This window comes from uncultured Marinobacter sp. (genome assembly GCF_913055835.1).
Taxonomy (GTDB): Bacteria; Pseudomonadota; Gammaproteobacteria; order Pseudomonadales; family Oleiphilaceae; genus Marinobacter.
Genome location: NZ_CAJXKQ010000011.1, coordinates 38713 through 58404, shown reverse-complemented (window position 1 = coordinate 58404; position 19692 = coordinate 38713). Strand labels below are relative to the sequence as shown.

19 protein-coding genes and 3 pseudogenes are annotated in these 19692 nt (G+C 56.8%); 8 read left to right on the top strand and 14 right to left on the bottom strand.

The window, feature by feature from the left end:
- The first annotated feature begins 16 nt into the window (after positions 1-16).
- The gene (gene alkB / locus QZ534_RS08275; protein ID WP_296933565.1) at positions 17-667 is read left to right on the top strand and encodes a DNA oxidative demethylase AlkB; all 651 of its coding nucleotides are present in this window, start codon (positions 17-19) and stop codon (positions 665-667) included.
- Between the two features lie 3 nt (positions 668-670).
- On the opposite strand, the gene QZ534_RS08270 is transcribed toward alkB, so the two are convergent.
- Complete coding sequence (locus QZ534_RS08270) at positions 671-1951, bottom strand: MgtC/SapB family protein (RefSeq protein ID WP_296933563.1); 1281 nt, start codon at positions 1949-1951, stop codon at positions 671-673.
- 165 nt (positions 1952-2116) lie between these two features.
- On the opposite strand from QZ534_RS08270, the gene QZ534_RS08265 reads away from it, so the two are divergent.
- Positions 2117-3604 carry a SulP family inorganic anion transporter gene (locus QZ534_RS08265; RefSeq protein WP_296933561.1) on the top strand — a complete coding sequence of 496 codons (1488 nt, stop codon included), beginning with the start codon at positions 2117-2119 and terminating at the stop codon, positions 3602-3604.
- A gap of 1 nt (position 3605) precedes the next feature.
- Entirely contained in the window at positions 3606-4532 is a 927-nt protein-coding gene (locus QZ534_RS08260; RefSeq protein ID WP_296933560.1) for a universal stress protein, read from the top strand.
- On the opposite strand, the gene QZ534_RS08255 is transcribed toward QZ534_RS08260, so the two are convergent.
- Both QZ534_RS08255 and QZ534_RS08250 read right to left on the bottom strand, forming a co-directional pair.
- Positions 4529-5398: a patatin family protein gene (locus QZ534_RS08255; protein ID WP_296933558.1), complete on the bottom strand. Its 870-nt coding sequence runs from the start codon at positions 5396-5398 to the stop codon at positions 4529-4531. The two genes, QZ534_RS08260 and QZ534_RS08255, sit on opposite strands and share 4 nt — an antisense overlap.
- A gap of 92 nt (positions 5399-5490) precedes the next feature.
- Positions 5491-5673, bottom strand: a pseudogene (locus QZ534_RS08250) (NAD(P)/FAD-dependent oxidoreductase); the annotation flags it as partial.
- Between the two features lie 161 nt (positions 5674-5834).
- On the opposite strand from QZ534_RS08250, the gene QZ534_RS08245 reads away from it, so the two are divergent.
- On the top strand, positions 5835-6242 hold the full coding sequence (locus QZ534_RS08245; RefSeq protein WP_296933557.1) for a helix-turn-helix transcriptional regulator: 408 nt from the start codon (positions 5835-5837) through the stop codon (positions 6240-6242).
- A gap of 331 nt (positions 6243-6573) precedes the next feature.
- Positions 6574-6954: a hypothetical protein gene (locus QZ534_RS08240; protein WP_296933555.1), complete on the top strand. Its 381-nt coding sequence runs from the start codon at positions 6574-6576 to the stop codon at positions 6952-6954.
- Here QZ534_RS08240 and merA read toward each other — a convergent pair.
- From merA to merT, 4 genes are read right to left on the bottom strand one after another with little or no spacing between them, the layout of a single operon-like run.
- Positions 6914-8320, bottom strand: coding sequence for a mercury(II) reductase (gene merA / locus QZ534_RS08235; protein WP_296933554.1), 1407 nt, complete (start codon positions 8318-8320; stop codon positions 6914-6916). The genes QZ534_RS08240 and merA overlap by 41 nt on opposite strands.
- On the bottom strand, positions 8310-8570 hold the full coding sequence (gene merF / locus QZ534_RS08230) for a mercury resistance system transport protein MerF (RefSeq protein ID WP_296933552.1): 261 nt from the start codon (positions 8568-8570) through the stop codon (positions 8310-8312). The genes merA and merF overlap by 11 nt, the downstream gene beginning before the upstream one ends.
- Positions 8567-8869: a mercury resistance system periplasmic binding protein MerP gene (gene merP / locus QZ534_RS08225; protein WP_062785075.1), complete on the bottom strand. Its 303-nt coding sequence runs from the start codon at positions 8867-8869 to the stop codon at positions 8567-8569. Before merP ends, merF begins: the two co-directional genes overlap by 4 nt.
- A 15-nt stretch (positions 8870-8884) precedes the next feature.
- Entirely contained in the window at positions 8885-9244 is a 360-nt protein-coding gene (merT, locus tag QZ534_RS08220; protein WP_296933549.1) for a mercuric ion transporter MerT, read from the bottom strand.
- A gap of 73 nt (positions 9245-9317) precedes the next feature.
- Here merT and merR point away from each other — a divergent pair, with 73 nt between their 5' ends.
- Complete coding sequence (gene merR / locus QZ534_RS08215; RefSeq protein ID WP_062785079.1) at positions 9318-9752, top strand: Hg(II)-responsive transcriptional regulator; 435 nt, start codon at positions 9318-9320, stop codon at positions 9750-9752.
- A 285-nt stretch (positions 9753-10037) separates the two neighbouring features.
- On the opposite strand, the pseudogene QZ534_RS08210 reads toward merR, so the two are convergent.
- From QZ534_RS08210 to QZ534_RS08185, 6 genes and pseudogenes are all read right to left on the bottom strand, one after another.
- Positions 10038-10652 (bottom strand): annotated as a pseudogene (locus QZ534_RS08210) (tyrosine-type recombinase/integrase).
- A 189-nt stretch (positions 10653-10841) separates the two neighbouring features.
- On the bottom strand, positions 10842-11660 hold the full coding sequence (locus QZ534_RS08205) for an ABC transporter ATP-binding protein (protein ID WP_296933548.1): 819 nt from the start codon (positions 11658-11660) through the stop codon (positions 10842-10844).
- Between the two features lie 14 nt (positions 11661-11674).
- The gene (locus QZ534_RS08200) at positions 11675-12751 is read right to left on the bottom strand and encodes an iron ABC transporter permease (RefSeq protein WP_296933546.1); all 1077 of its coding nucleotides are present in this window, start codon (positions 12749-12751) and stop codon (positions 11675-11677) included.
- A gap of 1 nt (position 12752) precedes the next feature.
- The gene (locus tag QZ534_RS08195; RefSeq protein ID WP_296933544.1) at positions 12753-13754 is read right to left on the bottom strand and encodes an iron ABC transporter permease; all 1002 of its coding nucleotides are present in this window, start codon (positions 13752-13754) and stop codon (positions 12753-12755) included.
- Positions 13755-13756: 2 nt separating this feature from the next.
- On the bottom strand, positions 13757-14677 hold the full coding sequence (locus QZ534_RS08190; RefSeq protein WP_296933543.1) for an ABC transporter substrate-binding protein: 921 nt from the start codon (positions 14675-14677) through the stop codon (positions 13757-13759).
- Positions 14677-16794, bottom strand: a complete 2118-nt coding sequence (locus QZ534_RS08185; protein ID WP_296933541.1) for a TonB-dependent siderophore receptor — start codon at positions 16792-16794, stop codon at positions 14677-14679. The genes QZ534_RS08190 and QZ534_RS08185 overlap by 1 nt, the downstream gene beginning before the upstream one ends.
- Before the next feature lie 371 nt (positions 16795-17165).
- On the opposite strand from QZ534_RS08185, the gene QZ534_RS08180 reads away from it, so the two are divergent.
- Positions 17166-18328 (top strand): IS3 family transposase gene (locus QZ534_RS08180; RefSeq protein WP_296933540.1). Its coding sequence is split into 2 segments (ribosomal slippage): positions 17166-17421 and positions 17421-18328, totalling 1164 coding nucleotides; the frame shifts between segments, so codons are not numbered across the junction.
- Positions 18329-18673: 345 nt separating this feature from the next.
- Positions 18674-19165 (top strand): Lrp/AsnC family transcriptional regulator, encoded by a 492-nt coding sequence (locus QZ534_RS08175; RefSeq protein WP_296933538.1) that lies wholly within the window; start codon positions 18674-18676, stop codon positions 19163-19165.
- A gap of 15 nt (positions 19166-19180) precedes the next feature.
- Here QZ534_RS08175 and QZ534_RS08170 read toward each other — a convergent pair.
- Positions 19181-19350: pseudogene (locus QZ534_RS08170) on the bottom strand (IS110 family transposase); the annotation flags it as partial.
- Between the last annotated feature and the right edge of the window lie 342 nt (positions 19351-19692).

Here is a 19692-nt window from a genome sequence, read left to right as displayed (position 1 = left end):
GGGGGAATCGGTAGTTATGACTCTGGATCTGTTTGGTGATCAGCCACCGGAGCCGACGGTTGAGCCTCTTGTGGAGGGCGCCGTGGTGCTGCGTAATTTCGCGCTGGCTGATGCTGAATTGCTCCTGGAAGCTATTGGCACGGTGGCTTCAGAAGCACCTTTCCGGCATATGCGGACCCCCGGCGGTCATGCCATGTCTGCCGCCATGAGTTGTTGCGGCATGCTGGGCTGGGTCACCGATAGCCGCGGTTACCGGTATCAGGAGCATGACCCGGAATCCGGACGGGCCTGGCCAGACATGCCTGAGGCCTTCCTGAAACTGGCCGGAAGCGCCGCAGAGGCCGCAGGTTTTGAGGGATTCGAGCCAGACGCCTGCCTGATTAACCGATACCAGCCCGGGGCGAAAATGGGGCTGCACCAGGACAAGGACGAGGAAGACTTCAGTCAGCCGATTGTGTCAGTCTCTCTGGGGTTGCCCATTGTGTTCCAGTTCGGGGGGCTGAAACGCAGCGAGCGCCCGGTGCGGGTGCCTCTGGGGCACGGTGATGTGGTGGTGTGGGGTGGCCCCGCCAGAATGCGTTACCACGGTGTGTTGACACTCAAGGCCGGAGAGCATCCGTTGACAGGACCCTACCGTTACAACCTGACGTTCCGGCGGGCCAGGTAAGGATTATTGCAGCCAGGCGACCAGCAGCCCGGCTGCCAGAGAGAGCACCATGGGGATGCCAACGAGCAGCCCGGTCTGACGATTGCCAACAAATCCCGCAAGAGCCGACTTCACCAGATTGTTGGTGGCGGCGGCAATAACAATACCGATCACGGCGGTGCCCATGGCCAGGCTGTCATTGGACATGCGGGTCAGGGAAAGTGTGATCGCGTCCACGTCGGCGATACCAGAGGTGGCCGCGAGGAAATAGATACCAGCATCACCCAGCCAGTTGCCCAGGAACTCCCCCAGCAGGAGGATGCCCGTCAATAACCCGCCAAAAACCAGCGCCGAGGTCAGATCCAGCGGGTTCTGGTTAAGCGTAGGCTGACTGACACGAAGGTGTCGGTCGTTTTTTTTCCAAATAACGAGGGCTGGGCCATAGAGCAGGGCAGTCATGACGACCACCGGCCAGACAAGGTTGGGTAGCAGATCCGGATTGATCACCAGGCAATACACCAGAATGCGCGGGAACATGGTGCCGCAGGCGATCAGGATGCCGGTTGCGAACTGGGCGTTGAGCTGCGGATTTTTCGAGGCCTGACGGGCGAAGTGCAGGGTGAGGGCAGTAGATGAGCTCAAACCTGCGAACAGGCTGGTAAACAGTATTCCTTTGCGAGTTCCGGCCACCCTTATGGCAAAGTAACCGACAAAGGAAATAGAAGCGATCATCACCACCATCCACCAGATTTCCCGGGGGTTCAGCACTCCGCCAGGCCCCATCTTCTCGTTCGGCAGTAACGGCAGCATAACCACGGAAATCAGCAGCAGCTTGAGTGCGGCATCCAGTTCGTGCTCTTTCAGCTTGTTGACCCAGCCGTGGATTTCTTCCTTGTTGTCCAGAATGATTGCGGTCACTACCGCTGCTGCGGTGGCGATGACCGGATCCACCGCTACTGCCACCGCGCCGAAGCAGAAGGTGAGCACCATACCGACCATGCCGGTGATACTGAAGTTGCGGATATGCTCCAGCCGCTCGCTGTAAGCGACGATGGCCATGGCCACGACACTGACCAGAAGCACCGGAAACGCCCATTCCGTAATTTCCTGCGCCAGTACCGCTGAAATACCGCCAAGCAGACCTACCAGGGCAAAGGTGCGGATGCCTGCGATGCGTTCGCCGGATTTCTGCTCCCGGGCATCCCATCCCCGCTCCAGGCCAATGATGGCGCCCAGCAGAAGCGCAACGGCGAGGTTGAGAGTGGTCTGGTTTCCGGCCAGAAACTGGGCAGCAAGATCATCCATGGGAGGGCGTAGGCTCCTGTTAGTAATTGAATATTCTGATGATAGCAGCAGGTGCAACCGGTCGTTAGGCCTCTAAGAAGATACCGCTAGCGACCTTACTTTCCTGTAAGGGGGCTGATAAGCTTCGCGACCTTTGAATTCGTAGCAAGCTGGACCCCCGAAATTATGGTGAATTCCCTAAAAGCCAACTGGCTTTCGAACATTCGTGGCGATGTGCTCGCCGGTATCGTCGTGGCGCTGGCGTTGATCCCGGAAGCCATCGCCTTCTCGATCATTGCCGGTGTCGATCCCAAAGTGGGTCTTTATGCCTCTTTCTGTATCGCAGTGATCATCGCGTTCGTGGGCGGCCGTCCCGGTATGATTTCCGCCGCAACGGCAGCTATGGCGGTACTGATGGTGACTCTGGTAAAAGAGCATGGTCTGCAGTATTTGCTTGCGGCGACTCTGCTTACCGGTGTGCTACAGCTGGTCGCTGGCTACCTCAAGCTCGGCAGCCTGATGCGCTTTGTTTCACGTTCCGTGGTGACGGGGTTTGTGAATGCCCTTGCCATCCTCATTTTCATGGCCCAATTGCCTGAACTCACTAATGTGACCTGGCACGTGTATGCGATGACTGCGGCGGGTCTGGGGATCATCTACCTGTTCCCCGTGCTGCCGGTTGTTGGCAAAGTTCTTCCGTCGCCCCTGGTGTGTATCGTCGTTCTGACGGCCGTTGCCGTAGTTACCGGAATGGATATCCGCACGGTTGGTGATATGGGTGATCTGCCGGATACGCTCCCCGTTTTCCTTTGGCCGGATGTGCCTCTGAACCTGGAAACTCTGATGATTATCCTGCCATATTCGATTCCCCTGGCCATTGTGGGGCTGCTCGAGTCGATGATGACAGCAACCATCGTGGATGATCTGACAGACACCACCAGTGACCGCAACCGCGAGTGCAAGGGCCAGGGCATTGCCAACATCGGCTCCGGCCTGATCGGTGGTATGGCCGGTTGTGCCATGATCGGTCAATCCATCATCAACGTGAAGTCCGGCGGCCGGACACGTCTCTCCACGCTAACCGCTGGTGTCTTCCTGCTGATCATGGTTCTGTTGCTGGACAGCGTGCTGGTCCAGATTCCCATGGCGGCCCTGGTGGCAGTGATGATCATGGTCTCGATTGGCACCTTCTCCTGGGATTCCATCCGCAATCTGCGCGAGCACCCGCTTTCCACCAACATCGTGATGCTGGTGACCGTGATTGTCGTGGTTGCCACCCATAACCTGGCCTTTGGCGTACTGGCCGGCGTGCTGCTGGCAGCGTTGTTCTTTGCCAACAAAGTGGGCCATTACATGCTGGTGACCTCCGAGCTGGATGAAACCACCGATACCCGTACTTACCGGGTTGTGGGCCAGGTATTCTTCAGTTCTTCGGAAAAGTTTATGGAATCCTTTGATTTCAAGGAAGCAGTCGATAATGTGGTGATCGACCTGAGTCGCGCGCATTTCTGGGATATCACCGCCGTGGGCGCCCTGGACAAGGCTGTGATCAAGTTTCGCCGGGAAGGATCGGAGGTTGAGGTAATCGGTCTGAATGAAGCCAGTGCCACGATTGTCGACCGCTTTGGCGTGCACGACAAGCCGGACGCCGTTGACCAGCTGATGGGGCACTGACATGACACAGACCAAGGAATCCAGCAACAATCGCAGTCAGAATAACAATCACAAGGATCATGAAGGCGAGGTTGAGATGTTACGAGTAGTTGCCTGTATTGATGGCTCCCAGGCTGCCCCTGCGGTTTGCGATTATGCCGCCTGGGCCAGCAAGCACATGGAAACGCCCATGATGTTGCTGCACGTGCTTGATGAGGAACGCTACCCGGCGGAGCCGGATCTGGTTGGCAACATTGGTCTGGGCAGCCGTGAGCAGCTGCTCGAAGACCTGGCGGAGCTGGACCGAAAACGCGCCAAGCTTGCCCTGGAACACGGCCATCACATGCTGGATGAGGCGCACAAGCGCGTCACCGAAGCCGGCATCGGTGAGGTGATCCAGCGTCAGCGCCATGGCGACCTTACCGAGTCCCTGCTGGCGCTGGAAAACCAGACCCGCCTGCTGGTCATGGGGCTGCACGGTGAAAGCAGCTCCGAGCGTGATACCCACGTTGGCAGCCAGCTCGAGACCGTGATTCGCAGTATGCATCGGCCGATTCTCCTGGTGCCGGACGAGTACACCCAGCCGCGCAGTGCCATGCTGGCTTTTGATGGCAGCGCCACCGCGTTCAAAGGCGTGGAGTTGCTGGCTGGTAGCCCGGTTCTCAAAGGCATGCCCTTGCATCTGGTGATGGTTGGCCCGGATACCAATGACCGTTGGGAGCAGCTCAAAAAGGCCGAAAAAATGTTGGCAGGGCTGGAATCCGAAATTACCCTGGCAATACGGGCCGGCGACGTGGAACCGGCACTGCACGACTATCAGGAAGAGCAGGATATCGACATCCTGGTGATGGGCGCCTATGGCCATTCCCGTATCCGTCAATTCCTCGTGGGCAGTACTACCACCCGGATGCTTGAAACCGCCAGAAAGCCTCTGGTAGTGCTTCGCTAGGCGACTTCCCGGGCCATGTCGGCCAGGTAGGCCATCGCTGCGCGGTGGCCTTGCTGATAGCCCAGATCCAGCTTGTTCAGATCGGTGGTCAGCCGGCTCACCGGAAAATCTTCCGGCGGCGCGATAATCCGGAGCCGGCAGTCGTCCGGTGGATTTCGAATGAACTCCAATGTCTCGTTATATCGTTCGCCGCGCCGGATCAGGGCCTCGGCGAGTCCCGGCTGCTCCCTGAACATCCGCTTTGTGAGTGCCGGAAAGGCCAGAGGCTTTTTCTGGTAGCCCAGAGGCCGGGACAGAACGACGGTAATATCCCGTGCGCCCCGGCGATAAGCCTCTGCAACCGGAATGGAATCGGCAATTCCACCATCACTCATGGGCTCATTCTCCACGATCGGGTAATCACGATAGGCCAGGGGAATCGAGCAGGAGGCAGTAAGCACATCGTGGATGTTCTGATCGTCGACGGAGAAATACCGGGCTTCACCGGTTACCACTGATGTGGTTGCTACCCAGAGTTTGGTGGTGCCGGACAGGTAGCGTTCCAGATCGAGCGGTACCTCCTCGTAGGACCGGTGCCAGAGCCAGTGAACATCGCACAAATGCCCACCCTGGAAGAAGCGACCCCAGTTAATGAACTCCGGGCGACAGGCGTGGTCGGTTATCACCCGATGGTTTCGGCCGTGATGGCCGCAGAGGTAGCCGATGAGGTTGGTTGAACCCGCGGAGACGCCCCAGGCTTCGGTAAAAGGCTGATACCGCTTTTCCAGGAAAGCATCGAGTACACCAGCGGCGAAGATGCCGCGCATGGCGCCACCTTCGACTACGAGGGCATTGGTGGCTGCGGTGTCACTGGCGGTCTGGAGCATCCTTTCTCCCTGTCTGTCGCGTTCTCTGGTGAGGCCAATTCATGGACTCAGGTTACCAGTTCTACGGCAGGGTTTGGCAATCGGATGATCTGTCAGGCGCTGTTTCCTGCTGCCACACCCGAGGCCCACGCCCACTGGAAATTGTGGCCGCCCAGATGGCCGGTCACATCCACTACCTCGCCAATGAAATACAGGTTTGGTCTTTCCAGTACTGCCATGGTCTTGGAAGACAACTGGCGGGTGTCGACGCCACCGAGAGTGACCTCCGCTGTTTTCCGAACACATCTCAGAAAGTTGTCAAAAATGGTCGGTGTATTCAATCCAACTGATCCCTAGTAGTGTCCGTTATTGACCCTGACCCCGCTCAAAAATATGCACATATGGTCAAATTTTTTCTAAAATCTTTTTATGAGGTCATATGGGGAGTACTTTCGCAATGTCCCAACAGAACAAGAGACAACCCGAAACCTCCAATGACGAGGCTCTGCGCGGGCATGTTGCCCTCAAAGGCTTCTTCAACATCTGCCATGAGTGGCGTTGCTCCCAAGAAGAGATGATGAAAATGCTCGGCGGTATATCCCGGAGCACGCTTTCCAGGTACCAGAAGCTCCCCCACATCAAGCTTTCTCGGGACACGCTGGAGCGCATCAGCTACATCTTGGGAATCTACAGGTCACTGAGAGTGATTTACCCATCGGCGGAGCGTGCCAATCGCCGGGTCCGGCTGCCAACCAGTGAAGTCCCCTTCTCTGGGTCATCCGCCCTGGACTTCATGGCCCGAGGTTCGATGACGAATCTGATACAGGCCAGACGTTACTTCGATGCGAAACAGGGTTGGGCGTGAGGTCTAGCCCGTCACTGGACCTTGTAAAAATCACTGCTTTAATTGCACGTCTAAATAGAGCCCTCCGCTGATGGTCGCAAAGCGAACGTTCAATCGGAGCGCAAAACCATAATCAATTGTTAGAGATTCGCCAACTATTGCTCATTCTCTAACCGGTCCCAAGCATTTAATCAAACTGCTGGCCTGCCCAGAATCGTTGAACCATTAGACCGGTCTGGTTCTAAACAAGTTGAAAATGAGTTCAAGCAGGTGAAGTATCAACAAAATCTGATGCATTCATCGTTTCATATGGTGTCGAATCAACTTGGACTGAAGGGATGCCACCCAATCCATGTTACTAAGACTGTGTGTTTTCACCCTGGTGATTATCGGGGCTGCTTGCAGTGTCCAATCGCAACCCGTGAACGCTCAAGAGAGCGAAGGCCTGACGGTTAATTTAACCAGCGAGGCCATTGAAGCTGCGGTTATCTCTGAGGGGGCTATTTGGCTGAAACTTACACCAAGTGGAAGTAGCCAACTGGCTGCCACAGCAAAGGACAACCTGGGCAGTCACGTAATGATCCACGTGCTCGGCCATGAGGCTCTTTCAATGATGGTCGTGCAAGATATGGCATCGGAACGATTGGTCATTAGGAACCCATCACCAGAGCTTAAAGCCGTGCTCACATCATTTATCCGGCACAGCAGGACAACTGTTTTACATCCTTGGTGAACGTTTGCGCACAGAGCTTGAGTCCTTCAACCATGGTCAAATAAGGGAACAAGTCATCGCCGATTTCCTGAACGGTCAAACCTGCTCGTAACGCCATCACTGCCGTTTGGATAATTTCACCGCCTTCCGCTGCGACAATCTGCACCCCAAGCAAACGGCCTGAGTTGCGCTCTGCCACCATTTTAATAAATCCTTGGGTGTCAAAGTTTACTAGCGCACGCGGCACGTTTTCCAAGTCGAGCAGCCTGGTGTCCACGCTATAACCCCGAGCAATTGCTTCGGCTTCAGAGAGGCCAACGGTGGCGACTTGAGGATCGGTAAACATGACCCCGGGCATGGCACTGAGGTCGAGTTTGGCCTCGCCTTCCGTCATGTTGATGGCGGCCCGGCTGCCCCCGGCAGCGGCGACATAGACAAACTGCGGTTGATTGGTGCAGTCTCCGGCAGCGTATATTCCGGGGACCGTGGTTTGCAGATGCTCATCCACCTGAATTGCGTCGCGTGAGGTTTCCACGCCAATGCTCGCCAGGTTCAGGTCCTCGGTATTGGGAGTTCGACCGGTCGCCACCAGCAGTTGATCGGCTCGCAAGGTGCCGGCAGGCGTCTCGACGATGAACTCGTTGTCGCTATAGTCCACGTTGCTGGGCAGGGTCTGGCTAAGCACCTCAATACCTTCGCGCTTGAACGCTGCATCCATAGCTTCCCCGATTGCGGGGTCCTCACTGGACAACAAACGGCTCCGGGCCAAAACGGTAACCTTGCTGGCCAGTCTGGCGAATGCCTGAGCCAATTCCAGGGCAACGAAACCGGCACCAATCACGATCAGCCGTTTGGGAACGGTATCCAGCGCCAAGGCACTGGTTGATGTCAGGTAAGGAGTGTCTGCCAGCCCCGTTATTGGCGGTTCTGCCGGTCTGGCTCCGGTTCCAATAAAGGCGCGATCAAAATGAACCGGTTTTTCACCACCCTCAGCCAACGTGACTAACAGGCTATTGGTGTCGAGAAACCGGGCCTCACCGTTCAGGACTGTGATGTCCTTGTGTTCTCGAAGTATCTTTTCGTACTTGGTGTCACGCAGCTCCTCCACTCGTGCCAGCTGTTGCTGAAGCAGTTTCGCTCGGTCTACCTCAGGAGCCGCAGCACTGATGCCCGCGTCAAAAGGGCTTTCTTTTCGAAGATGCGCGATATGTGCTGCACGAATCATAATCTTCGAGGGCACGCAGCCAACATTTACGCAGGTGCCGCCGACGGTCCCACGTTCGATCAGGGTGACGCGGGCACCGCGCTCTGTTGCCTTCAAGGCAGCCGCCATGGCGGCTCCGCCACTGCCGATTACAGCAATATGCAGTTTTTGGTCATTTTTCACTCGGGAAACTCCTTGGAGCTTTGGAATTGCTCTCGTAGCTTGCGTCATAGTGTTTTTTCCGCCAGAACGCATAGACCGTAAGGCCGATGAATACCGCCAGTGCCGGGAGAAGCACATAGTCGAGATAGCCCGTCAGGGCGGCCAGTCCCACGGTGGACATAAGAATGACCAGAATCGGTGTGAAGCAGCATAGTGCAACCAGAAAAGTCCCTACTATGCCAACTCTGAGCAGGTTCTTCGGATTCTTCATTGCCCCTCCGGGGTCGCCTCTGAGGCCGTGGGAGTGGAGGGGTAACCAGCGTCGCTCGTGGCCTCGGTGAGCGCCTCTATGGAAGTGAGCGCATCGTCAAAGGTGACGACGGCTTCTCGATCAGGGTAGCTCACGGAAACTTGCGACACCCCTTCCACCTTACTTAAGGCCAGCTTGACGGTGATCGGACACGCAGAACAGGTCATGTCAGGCACCGAGAGAGTCACTTTTTGAGACGCAGCCCAGGTGGACATGCTGAGCAAAGTGAGGAACATGGCAAGTACAAGCTGTTTACGCATGAGGAAAATCTCCGTTTAGTAGAATAGGGGCAAAATGTAAGGGAACACTAAAGCGACCAGTACCAGAGCCGTAACTACCCAAAAGATCACCTTATAGGTCTTTCGGACTTGAGGGATCGCACACGTTTCACCGGGTGAGCATTGCTCTACAGGGCGATAGATTCGTCGCCAGGCGAGGTACATGGCGACGATGGCCGCGCCAATGAACAGCGGTCGATAGGGCTCCAAAGATGTCAGATTGCCGATCCAGGCACCGGAAACGCCCAGAGTGATAAGTACCAATGGCCCGAGACAGCAAGCCGAGGCGAGAATTCCAGCAACCCCCCCCCCGACAGCGAGAGAAGCACCTCCGGATTTAGATTTGAATTTCGACATGACGTTTACACCTGTTGCCCATGGACTTGATGAGATAAGGTTACTTCCGTAGTCAACTACGGAGTCAAGCAGCATGTCGGTTAAAGCCAATTCAATGACTATTGGCGGCTTGGCCAGGGCGGCCAACGTAAATGTAGAGACGATCCGCTATTACCAGCGGCGTGGTCTGTTATCGGAACCCAAGCGGCCTCCGGGTGGCATTCGACGCTACGGTTTCGCCGATATTGATCGGTTGACCTTTGTGAAAACGGCGCAGCACCTGGGTTTCAGTCTCGATGAGATAAGCGACCTCCTACGGCTGGAAGATGGCACCCACTGTGAGGAAGCCAGTGCGCTCGCCGAGCACAAGCTGAAGGATGTGCGTGAAAAGATCGAAAGGCTGGTCAAAATTGAGATGGCTCTGAGCGATATGGTCAGTCAATGCCACGCACAGCCGGACAGCATCGCGTGCCCGCTCATTGCTTCGTTACATGAGGGAGGTATTGGGACAAGAGGCCAAAAGGGTTAGCTTCTGAACCAATCAACCTCTTGGGTTCTACCCGGTTTCCAAGGACGGCTTTAAAACGTCCGTGGACTTACCCCGGTGCAGTAATTGAAAACCAGAAAGACCTTTTCAGCGCGCGGCTCAAGATGGGATCACCGGACGTATACCGCTTTTTGGTCAATTCGATCGTTTCTGAATGTCCGCTTTTGTTTACGACTGGAAGAGCCTGATCGTAACCCGAGGGTGATCATCAACCGGAGCTGGCAGCGCCTGCGGCATCCACAGGGACCAAGGACACAAGTTACGCAACTAGATCTCAATACTCTCAGCTATCTCCAGAGCATCCTCGACCTCGACACCAAGGTACCGCACGGTGCTCGACATATTTGTGTGTCCCAACAGCAACTGGACGGCTCGAAGATTCTTGGTCTTCTTGTAGATCAATGTCACTTTGCTGCGTCTCATTGAATGGGTTGCGTAGACTGAAGGATCAAGTCCAATGCTGGTAATCCACTTTTTGACAAGACGGGCATATTGATGAGTAGTGATATGTTCAAACTTTCTCATCCGGCTCGGCCACAAATAATCCATACCTGAGAGTCCGCGCAACTCGATCCATGCTTCGACCGATTCGCGCGTCTTTTTGGTTATCTCAAACTGAACAGGCTGACTGGTCTTCTGTTGGATGACTTGCGCTCGATCCAGAACCTATCCGTTTCTGGAAATATCTCGAACCAAGAGCTTTACCATATCGCAAGATCGGAGTTTGCAATCAATTGCCATGTTGAACATCGCCAGTTCGCGGATATTCTTTGCAATCTCCAACCGAATGCGGATAGCCCATATTTGTTCGAGTTTGAGCGGTAACTTCTGGCCAACGAGCTTCCCCTTGTTCCAGGGAGCTTTGCTGATAGGAAATGTCATGACGCGGCCCTCTTCGGAGGGTAAGGGCCTTTAAGTATGGTTCAGAAAATTGTTGTCTGCTGGCCAACTGGATCGCAAAACGAACGTTCAGGTGGATAGACCAACACTTCCCCCGGGAGAAATTCCGCCTCTTTTTAGAAAGATCCGCAGTAACGGGATAGAACCTGGGTAGTGGCTACGAGTCCTCATTTAAGAGGTAGTGGTACAGTGAGGACGTTGCCTGGGTCGGCTTTGTGCCGATTCTGCGAATCCGGTGCAAAACGGACGACCTTCCCGCCCCGCAGTGATGCTTGTATGCACCCGAAATACCCGGTTGACGAGGGATTCAGTAATAACTTCCGCAGGGCTGCCGATGGTGTCGAGTTGGCCGTTGGCCAGCACCGCAATACGGTTCGCAAACTGCGCCGCCTGGTTGAGATCGTGGAGTGACATCACCACGGTCAACCCGTGCTCGCGATTCAGGGTGGATAATAACTCCAGCACTTCCAACTGGTAGCCCCAGTCCAGAAAGGTGGTCGGCTCGTCCAGCAAGAGGATATCGGTCTCCTGGGCCAGTGCCATGGCGATCCAGACCCGCTGCTGCTGCCCTCCGGAGAGCGCTTCCACCGATCGTTCTGCAAGGTCTGATACCCCGGTCATTGCCATGGCGTCGATGGTGGCGTTGTCGTCGGTGGTGAGGTTCCTTTGCCACCATTTTCGGTGGGGAAAGCGACCCAGTGCAATCAAGTCCCGAACCCGGATACCACCGGGCACAATCGGTTTCTGGGGCAACATGGCGAGTCTGAGCGCCAGCCGGCGCCGGTCCCATTGCGCAACCGGACGGTTGTCCAGGAACACCTGGCCCGACCGGGGTGGCAGCAGGCCGGCAAAACTTTTTAGCAGGGTACTCTTACCGGACCCATTTGGACCCAGCAGGCAGGTGATTCCACCCTCGGGAATGGCCAGCGAGACGTTGTCGACAACCGGTTTGTCGCCGTATGCCAGTGAAAGATGCTCGGTTCGTAACATGGAGAGTCCGGGCCTCAGGGTTGACGCGATAACAGATACAGGAAAAACGGGACGCCGAGGACAGCGGAAACCACGCCTACGGGCACTTCGTACGGAGAAAACATCGTTCGGCCGAGTAAATCCGCCAGTACGGCCAGCACCGCACCCAACAGTACACACAACACCAACTGGACCGGGAGATTAGCCCCGGCCAGCCTCCGACTGATGTGGGGGATCAGCAGGCCAATAAAGCCCACGGGACCCACCACCCCGACGGCACTGGCCGCCAGTAGCGTGGCAATCAGCAGGGCAAAGGCGCGCCAGCGATTCAGGCCCAGCCCCAGGGTGCGAACGTGCTCATCGTCCAGCTGCATGACTTCCAGAGGTCGCACAAGCAGCGCGACACTGGCTAATCCGATGAGCGTCCAGGGTAACAGCGTATGCAGATGTTGCCATTCGGCGCCGTACAACGAGCCGGCCAGCCACTGGGCGACCAGTTCGGTATGGGCGTGGCCCCAGAAGGCCAGCGCGCCGGTGGTTAGAGCGTGCAACATACCGGCAATCACCGCACCGGTCAGGGTCATTTTGACGGGCGACAGGTGGCCGTGTCGCATGCCAAGGAAGTACACCGCCAGTGCGGTTACCAGCCCGCCCGCCATGGCAAACAGCGGCAGATACTGCAAGGCAAACGACGTATTGTCATAGGGGTTGGCACTGGACACCAGCCAGTCACCGATAATAAAGGCGACGACCGCCACCAGACTGGCACCGGCGGAGATGCCGAGAATGCCGGCTTCTGCCAGAGGGTTCCGGCTCAGCAGCTGTAACAGCCAGCCCGACAGGGCAAAGTGAATGCCAATCAGGACACCGGTCAGGGTGCGGGGCAAACGTAATTCGAAGATCACTCGCTGAACGTGTTCCGAACCGTCGCCGGTCAGCCCGGCCCAAACCTGGGCCCAGCTCAGGTCGATTGCTCCCAACTGGACGCCCGCAACCAGAACAATGGCCAGACCGAGCCCGCCGGCCAGAAACAGTCGGGCGACAGGAGTGGCGCCTGAAGGCCGGCTGCCAGGTCTGCTTGCCCGGTTTGGTGTCGTCGCCGGATGGGTCACGTTATGCGCTCCGAGGTGAGGTTCGCGAATTGAGCAGGTAAATCAGCCAGGGGGCCCCGATCAGGGCGGTCAGCATGCCGACGGGTAACTCCTGGGGAAAGGCCAGCTGTCGGGCCAGGATGTCGGCGGCCAGCAATAACAGCCCGCCAAGAAGAGCGCTCAGGGGCAGCCAGTGCTGGATCTGGTTGCCGATAATCCGCCTGGCAATGTGCGGTGCCACCAGGCCGATAAAGACGATCGGGCCGGTTAAGGCGACCAGCGCCGCTGCCAGCAACAGCGCCAGCAGCAGAAAAACCAGGCGCCACCGGGCGACGGCCAGCCCCATGGCCTGGGCCAGATCATCGTCCAGTTGCAGCAACCGGAACGGGCGCTGCATAACCAGCAGAGCGAAAAGCGGCAGCAGCAGCCAGGGCAGCACCATCTGTAGCTGCAACCAGCCCCGGCCCATCAGGCTGCCGGCCAGCCAGTAGTAGAGCTCGGCCGCCTCCGCCCCGGACACCAGCAGAAGCCCAGTGGTCAGTGCGGTGGCGAGCGAGGTGACCGCTATGCCGGCGAGCACCACGCGCTCGGGCTGTAACTGCCGGCGACCAGCAATGGCAAAGGTCAGCGCGCCACCCAGCAGCCCTCCGCCGAGGGCCATCAAGGGCAGCCACATGGCGGCTGGTGAGCTCAGGGTTCGAAGCGACACCACCGCCAGGGCGGCGGATGCGATCACGCCGGTCAGTCCGGGGGACGCCAGGGAATTCCGGGTGACACCCTGCATGACGGCGCCGGCAACGCCTAGGGCTGCCCCACCGAGAAGGCCAAGTAAATTGCGCGGCAGGCGCAGTTCCAGCACGGTGATGCGTGTCAGCAAATCGCTGCTGCCATCCAGGGCGGCCAGTAACTGGCTCGGCGAAATCCAGCGAGAGCCCATTATGAGGCCTACGACGAACAGCAACGCCAGGAAGGCGACCGTTGCGCCGTAAAGGGCCGCCGGGCGCAGAGTGGCATCGTTAGCCATGGTTATTCCGGTTCCGATGTCAGCAACAGACGCTGAATGTCGTCCAGGATTCGCGCCCGCGCAATCGGGCCTGCGCCCTCTTTCCAATACTGCGGCACTTCGTAGACCTGGTCGGTGCGGACCGCCTTGAGATAGGGCCATATCGGATTCATCGTGAAGGCGCGCTGACGACTCGTCGGCATCAGCAGAATGGTGTCCGGGTTGAGCTCCAGCAGGGCTTCAAGACTGATCCGGTACCCCAGCGGGATACCACTGTCGGGATTCGGCGGCTCGCCACCGACATTGTCGAAGCCCAGGCGTTCCAATAGCGCCGTCGGCAGGAAGTGGTCGTAATAGATGAAGGGGGTTTCACTGCCGCTGGTCAGCAGCGCCACGGTCTTCGTTGAGTCGTGCTTGTTGCGCTCCGCAAGTGATAGGACACGGTCCAGAAAACGAGCGTTGAGTTCTGCGGCTTTCCCGGGTTTTCCCAGCGCATGTCCCGCCAAATCCACCGCTCTCAGGCTGTCCTGAATGGTGATCAGGTCCAGGGCCAGCATCGGGGCAATGGCTTCGATCTGGTCACCGTCTTTCTCGGTGTAGCGGCGGATGGCAATGACAAGATCAGGCCGCACCGACGACAGTACTTCCAGGTTGGGTTGATGTCGGGGGCCGAGCCCCGAAACCCCGTCTAACCGTGAAGCCAGGTAGTCGGGAACACCTTGAAGTCCGTAGTCGGTGACCGCGACCGGCGCTGTACCCAGCGCCAGTCCGACATCCGCCCCGAAGGTCGAAATCGCCGCGGGCCGGGTTGCCGCAGCGGGCAACCGCAGGGTTTCCCCGCGGTCATCCGTCAGCCGGATACCCTGGTTGTCCGCCCACCCTGAGACAGGGGAAAGCAGGACAATCAGCAGGATCTTTGCAAACTGATTCTGTAAAAAGGCCATCAGAAATCGAGCTGCGCCTCGAGGATAAAGCTACGGCCGGGCTGGGGCACACGACCGACCGGGCTGACGTCCACGCCCCGGAAGTAGTAATCCTCATCCAGCAGGTTGTTGACCGCCAGGCCAAGATTCAGGACACGATCCCCGCCCACCGCGAAATCGCGACCGACCCGGGCAGTAACCAGGTGGTAATCCGGCAACTCGCCGGCACTGCCATTGCTGGTTTCTTCTTCGGTGTTGTCGGCATCGCTGTAGCTTTCGCTGACGTACACCCAGTTCAGGCTGGCATCCCACGCCTGGTAGCTGTAGACAGCATCGGCACTGACCTTATGGGTGGGTGCGTTGGGCAGCTCGTTGCCTTCGTTGGCGCCGCTCAGCTGTTCTGTATCCAGGAAGGTGTAGCCCAGGCCCAGTTCCCAATGGCTGTTGAGGTTCCAGCGGTTTGCCAGTTCGATGCCCTGGTGGCGGGTTTCGCCCAGGTTCTCGAAGCGGCTGGTTGAGCGATTGAACTGGATCTGGTCTTCATAATCGATACGGAACAGGGTGGCAGATGAGAACAGGTCCGGGGTCACCTGCAGGCGCGCGCCCAGTTCGTGGTTCCAGGCGGTTTCATTGGCAACCGCACCCTCCCGGGTGGTCTGGGCAATCTGCACGGGCACCAGCGAGCGCTGGCTGTTGGCGAAGACAAACAGGTCGTCGGAAGCCTGGTAACCCACGGTCAGGCCCGGCAACAACTCCTCGGCGCTGTTTTCCTCGGTGTTGCCACTGAGGTTGTCGCGGAAGTCCATATCAACGTCTTCGTAACGCAGACCCGGCGTGACGGTCAGCCGGTCGTCCAGGAAGGACATGGTATCACTGACGTAGAACGCCATAGCCCGGGTGTCCAGATGCCAGTCACGCGCCACCGAGCGGTCACCGGAGGAAAGCTCCAGGCGGTTGACGTCGAACTCGACATCCTCGCTGACAAATCGGGCGCCCAGGGTAATGTCGTGGCGACCTTGGCGGATGGCGAGCCGGGGCTCCGTGCCTAACACGGTGAACAGCCGGGGCGAATCCGCAACGTGGGTGGAGTCCAGCCCCGGGTCTGCCCAATGGCCATTGCCGCTGAGGTTCTGCCCGAAGAAGAAAGTGCGGTCGGCGTCGTGCACGAAATTGCGCCACTGGAATTCCACGTTGTCGACTGGGGTGTACGTCCAGGTGAAGGTGGCGCGGCTCATGTCTGCCTCGTAGCCATCGTACGGGCGCTGGCTCTGGGTGCGATCCTGCTCATAGGCTTCTGGCGTCAGGGCGCCGGGAAGCTCGGCATCGACACGGTAGTATTGCAGCTGAGAAGCCAGTTCATTCCGGTCATTCAGGTAATAGCGGGCATCCAGGATGAGGTTGTCCACTTCGGTGTCGGAGTGGTCACGAAAACCGTCGCCGCGCTGAACGTTGGCCTGGAACTGCAGGTCGAGCTTGTCAGTAGCCCGGCCTCCGACACGGTAATAAGTGTCGGTAAAGACGTTGCCGGTCTCTTCCGCGATGGTCACGCGCTCGCGCAGAGTCTGGGAGGTTTCGGCCGGAATCGGCTTGGTCACGAAGTTCACCACGCCACCCACGTTGTTGGGCCCGTAATGAACCGAGGCTCCACCCCGAACAATATCCACAGCCTCAAGACTCGGAAGGGTAACGGGAAAAAGGGATACGCCCACGTTGCTGTAGGGGCCAATGGCAATTGGGTAACCGTCTACCAGAATCTGAAGCCGTTCACTACGCAGCGGGTTCAGACCACGGACGCCGATATTGGGGAGGATGCCCGTTCCCGTTTCATCAAGCACCGTAACACCGGGTACCGGGCGCAGGGCGTCCTCCAAATTGAGCGCACCAGCATCCTGGAGCTCTTCTTCTTCGACCACAGTGCGGGCGCCCGTGTAGGTTCTTTCGGATTCTTCTGTCGGTGGCCCCAGCCAGTCGGCAGTAACCTGAATGCCGGGGAGCAGAGCTGGCTCTTGCTCTTGCGCGTGCACAATCGTAGGCGAGGCAACCGTGGCGAGAAAAGACACCGATAGAAACGTTGAACCGGCGGAAAGGCTCAGGCGAGGACGTCGATTTGGCGATGATGATTGACCGGGTGTTGGCATTGGGATCTCCAGCAGTGGGTATAATTATGTATGCGCATAATACTGATAATAATTCGCATTACAACCACAAGAGAAATCGCGACCACCAATGAGCACTTTCCCCGCCTTCCAACGAAACTAGTTGTCTTGCAGTGGGCGACACGTTGATCGCCTTTAGTTGAGGGACGTAAATGTTCGCTTCTGTTTAGCTGAGTTCAGAGGATGCCCTGGTCGCAAAGCGAACATTCAGATCGACCACAAAGCGGACCTTTTCTCTGCCCCGTCTGACGTCTTTACCTCCCCTCAGAATAGCTGGAAGACCCAATGTAGTGGTTCAATGATTCCGGACACCAACGTAGGTGGTAATATCGCCACCATAAGCGAGGTGTCTGATGACCAGGAAACGACGATCTTTTACGCCGGAGTTCAAACAGGAAGCTGCCTGTCTGGTGCTTGACCAGGGCTACAGCGTTGCCGAAGCCAGCCGCTCTTTGAATGTCAGCGAGAACGCCCTCAGGCGATGGGTAAAACAGCTTTCTGAAGAACGTGGTGGGGTTACACCCAAGTCCAAAGCGATGACCCCGGAGCAGCAGCGGATCCAGGAATTGGAAGCCCGTTGTGAGAGGCTGGAACGGGAAAAATCGATACTAAAAAAGGCTACCGCTCTCTTGATGTCGGACGACATGAATCGTACGCGCTGATAGACCAGTTGAGTGAGCAGGAGCCTGTTGAGATGGTCTGTAAAGCGTTTGAAGTATCGCGGTCCAGCTATTACGACTATCGCCGCAGGCGGTCCGTGGTGGACGCCGAACGATTAGTTCTACGAGCCGATGTGAACCGGATCTTTCGCAAGAGCCGAAGCTCAGCGGGAAGCCGTATGATCACCACCATGCTTAATGAAGAAGGCGTTGTGATCGGACGCTTCAAGGTTCGCCGCCTAATTAGTGAGCTGGGACTGATCTGCAAACAACCCGGTCCCCACGCTTACAAGCAGGCCACTGTGGAAAGGCCAGACATTCCAAACCGGCTGAATCGTGAGTTCAGCGTCAGCCACCCAGACCAGGCGTGGTGCGGTGACATCACCTATGTGTGGGCTGGTCAGCGATGGAGCTATCTTGCGGTTGTTCTGGATCTCTATGCCCGCCGGGTAGTTGGCTGGGCGCTATCAGACCGGCCTGATGCTGAGTTGGTAGCGAAGGCACTGGGTCATGCGTATGAGCAACGAGGAAAGCCCACCGGGGTTCTGTTCCACTCCGACCAGGGTAGTCAGTATGCCAGTCGATTATTCCGTCAGAGGCTCTGGCGTTACCGCATGGAGCAAAGCATGAGTCGCCGGGGAAATTGCTGGGACAATGCCCCAATGGAACGGGTCTTCAGAAGCTTGAAGAGCGAATGGATACCTTCACTCGGCTACCGGTCGATTCCTGACGCAAGAAAGGATATTGGTGACTACCTGATGGACTACTACAACCGGCAGCGCCCTCACACATTCAATGACGGCATGCCACCGGTGGTTGCGGAAGAGAAACTTAAAATACTGTCCGGGATTAGTTGACCACTACACCAGAAAGGTGTTTAAAATCGAGTAGAAGTTATCGTCTCAGAAACCAAGCAATCCTTGCCTTCACCATCTCCAGTCAAATTATCAGTGGCAGCTTACTGGCGGCACCAATCATCATCAATCAAACCCAGGAAGCCATCCTTGGTGTGGGTAGAATGGCAAAGTGCGCAAAGGTATAGAGATAAATGGTGAGAAGGTGACCAAGATTATTACTTTGCGGCATTGGCCATTGATCACAGAAACGTTAATGCATTCCAAACCAACCGATTTCTTTCAAAATTTGTGGGAAGGCAAAAATAGCTGGGGGAATCTCTTTTCCAGCTTAATGAGGAGCTGGAAGTGGAAAAGCTTGATCGTTATGATGTAAGGATACTTTGCGAGCTGCAAAGGGATAGCAGCCTTACCAATACAGAACTGGCGGAGAGGGTAGGACTGTCCCCTCCTCCTTGCTGGAGGCGGGTCAGGAAACTAGAAGAGCAAGGAGTTGTTCAAAACTATGTTGCCCTTTTAGACGCAGCCATGGTTGGCTATCCGGAAAGCGTCTTTGTCGAAGTGAAGTTTTCCGATCATAACCCAGTTTCGACGGCCCGCTTCGAGAAGGTAATCCAGGATCAACCGGAAATACTTGAGTGTTATGCCACTTCTGGCTCGTCTGATTACCTGCTTAAAATTGCTATAACGGGGATATCGTCTTATCACGAATTTCTTAGTAGTCGATTGATGGCTCTTGAGGGAGTATCACATTTCGATACTCGGTTCGTACTGAAAACGATTAAATATACGACTGCTCTTCCCGTCTCTCAATCTCCTGGAAATGCTCCTAGTTTATGAGGAATTTCCCGACGCTGGCTTCAACAAGGCCACAGCGATACCTCTGGCATCATTAAAATCGTTCTTTTGCCTTTGATAAATGGCTTCACGTACTGCGGACTAATAACTTTTACGGTAGGGCCAAACTCTTCAAACTGACTTTGCCAATAGAACGCTCCAGTGCATGCCTCGACGCCAAGTGTGCAAGGCTCAATTCTGGCAAATACTCCTAAAGCAATCTCCCCGATCGGGATAGGGGGAACCATAAGGCTACGCCCCTTCCACACCAACCGGCAGGCGCGTCCGCACCGGGCGGTTCGAGAAGTTGACGTCATGAGAGACGTGGCACCTTCAATTTTAATACTGCGCCATTGCGGCGGGTCAGATTCCTGATCCTCCGCTTGAACAACTGCAACGCCTTGCTGGACAATCCACTCATCATCTCCCCGTCTCGCATACGCGCCGAACGACCACGCCGTTATCCATGATGCCCTAGCTCAAATACGACCGAATCAGCCGGATAACGCCAGCATCGTTCACGCACTTTC

Excerpts from the sequence above, each read along its gene's own strand:
- alkB (WP_296933565.1), top strand. The coding sequence starts at position 17 with ATGACTCTGGATCTGTTTGGTGATCAGCCACCGGAGCCGACGGTTGAG.
- QZ534_RS08270 (WP_296933563.1), bottom strand. The coding sequence starts at position 1,951 with ATGGATGATCTTGCTGCCCAGTTTCTGGCCGGAAACCAGACCACTCTC.
- QZ534_RS08265 (WP_296933561.1), top strand. The coding sequence starts at position 2,117 with ATGGTGAATTCCCTAAAAGCCAACTGGCTTTCGAACATTCGTGGCGAT.
- QZ534_RS08260 (WP_296933560.1), top strand. The coding sequence starts at position 3,606 with ATGACACAGACCAAGGAATCCAGCAACAATCGCAGTCAGAATAACAAT.
- QZ534_RS08255 (WP_296933558.1), bottom strand. The coding sequence starts at position 5,398 with ATGCTCCAGACCGCCAGTGACACCGCAGCCACCAATGCCCTCGTAGTC.
- QZ534_RS08245 (WP_296933557.1), top strand. The coding sequence starts at position 5,835 with ATGTCCCAACAGAACAAGAGACAACCCGAAACCTCCAATGACGAGGCT.
- QZ534_RS08240 (WP_296933555.1), top strand. The coding sequence starts at position 6,574 with ATGTTACTAAGACTGTGTGTTTTCACCCTGGTGATTATCGGGGCTGCT.
- merF (WP_296933552.1), bottom strand. The coding sequence starts at position 8,570 with ATGAAGAATCCGAAGAACCTGCTCAGAGTTGGCATAGTAGGGACTTTT.
- merP (WP_062785075.1), bottom strand. The coding sequence starts at position 8,869 with ATGCGTAAACAGCTTGTACTTGCCATGTTCCTCACTTTGCTCAGCATG.
- merT (WP_296933549.1), bottom strand. The coding sequence starts at position 9,244 with ATGTCGAAATTCAAATCTAAATCCGGAGGTGCTTCTCTCGCTGTCGGG.
- merR (WP_062785079.1), top strand. The coding sequence starts at position 9,318 with ATGTCGGTTAAAGCCAATTCAATGACTATTGGCGGCTTGGCCAGGGCG.
- QZ534_RS08205 (WP_296933548.1), bottom strand. The coding sequence starts at position 11,660 with ATGTTACGAACCGAGCATCTTTCACTGGCATACGGCGACAAACCGGTT.
- QZ534_RS08195 (WP_296933544.1), bottom strand. The coding sequence starts at position 13,754 with ATGGCTAACGATGCCACTCTGCGCCCGGCGGCCCTTTACGGCGCAACG.
- QZ534_RS08190 (WP_296933543.1), bottom strand. The coding sequence starts at position 14,677 with ATGGCCTTTTTACAGAATCAGTTTGCAAAGATCCTGCTGATTGTCCTG.
- QZ534_RS08185 (WP_296933541.1), bottom strand. The coding sequence starts at position 16,794 with ATGCCAACACCCGGTCAATCATCATCGCCAAATCGACGTCCTCGCCTG.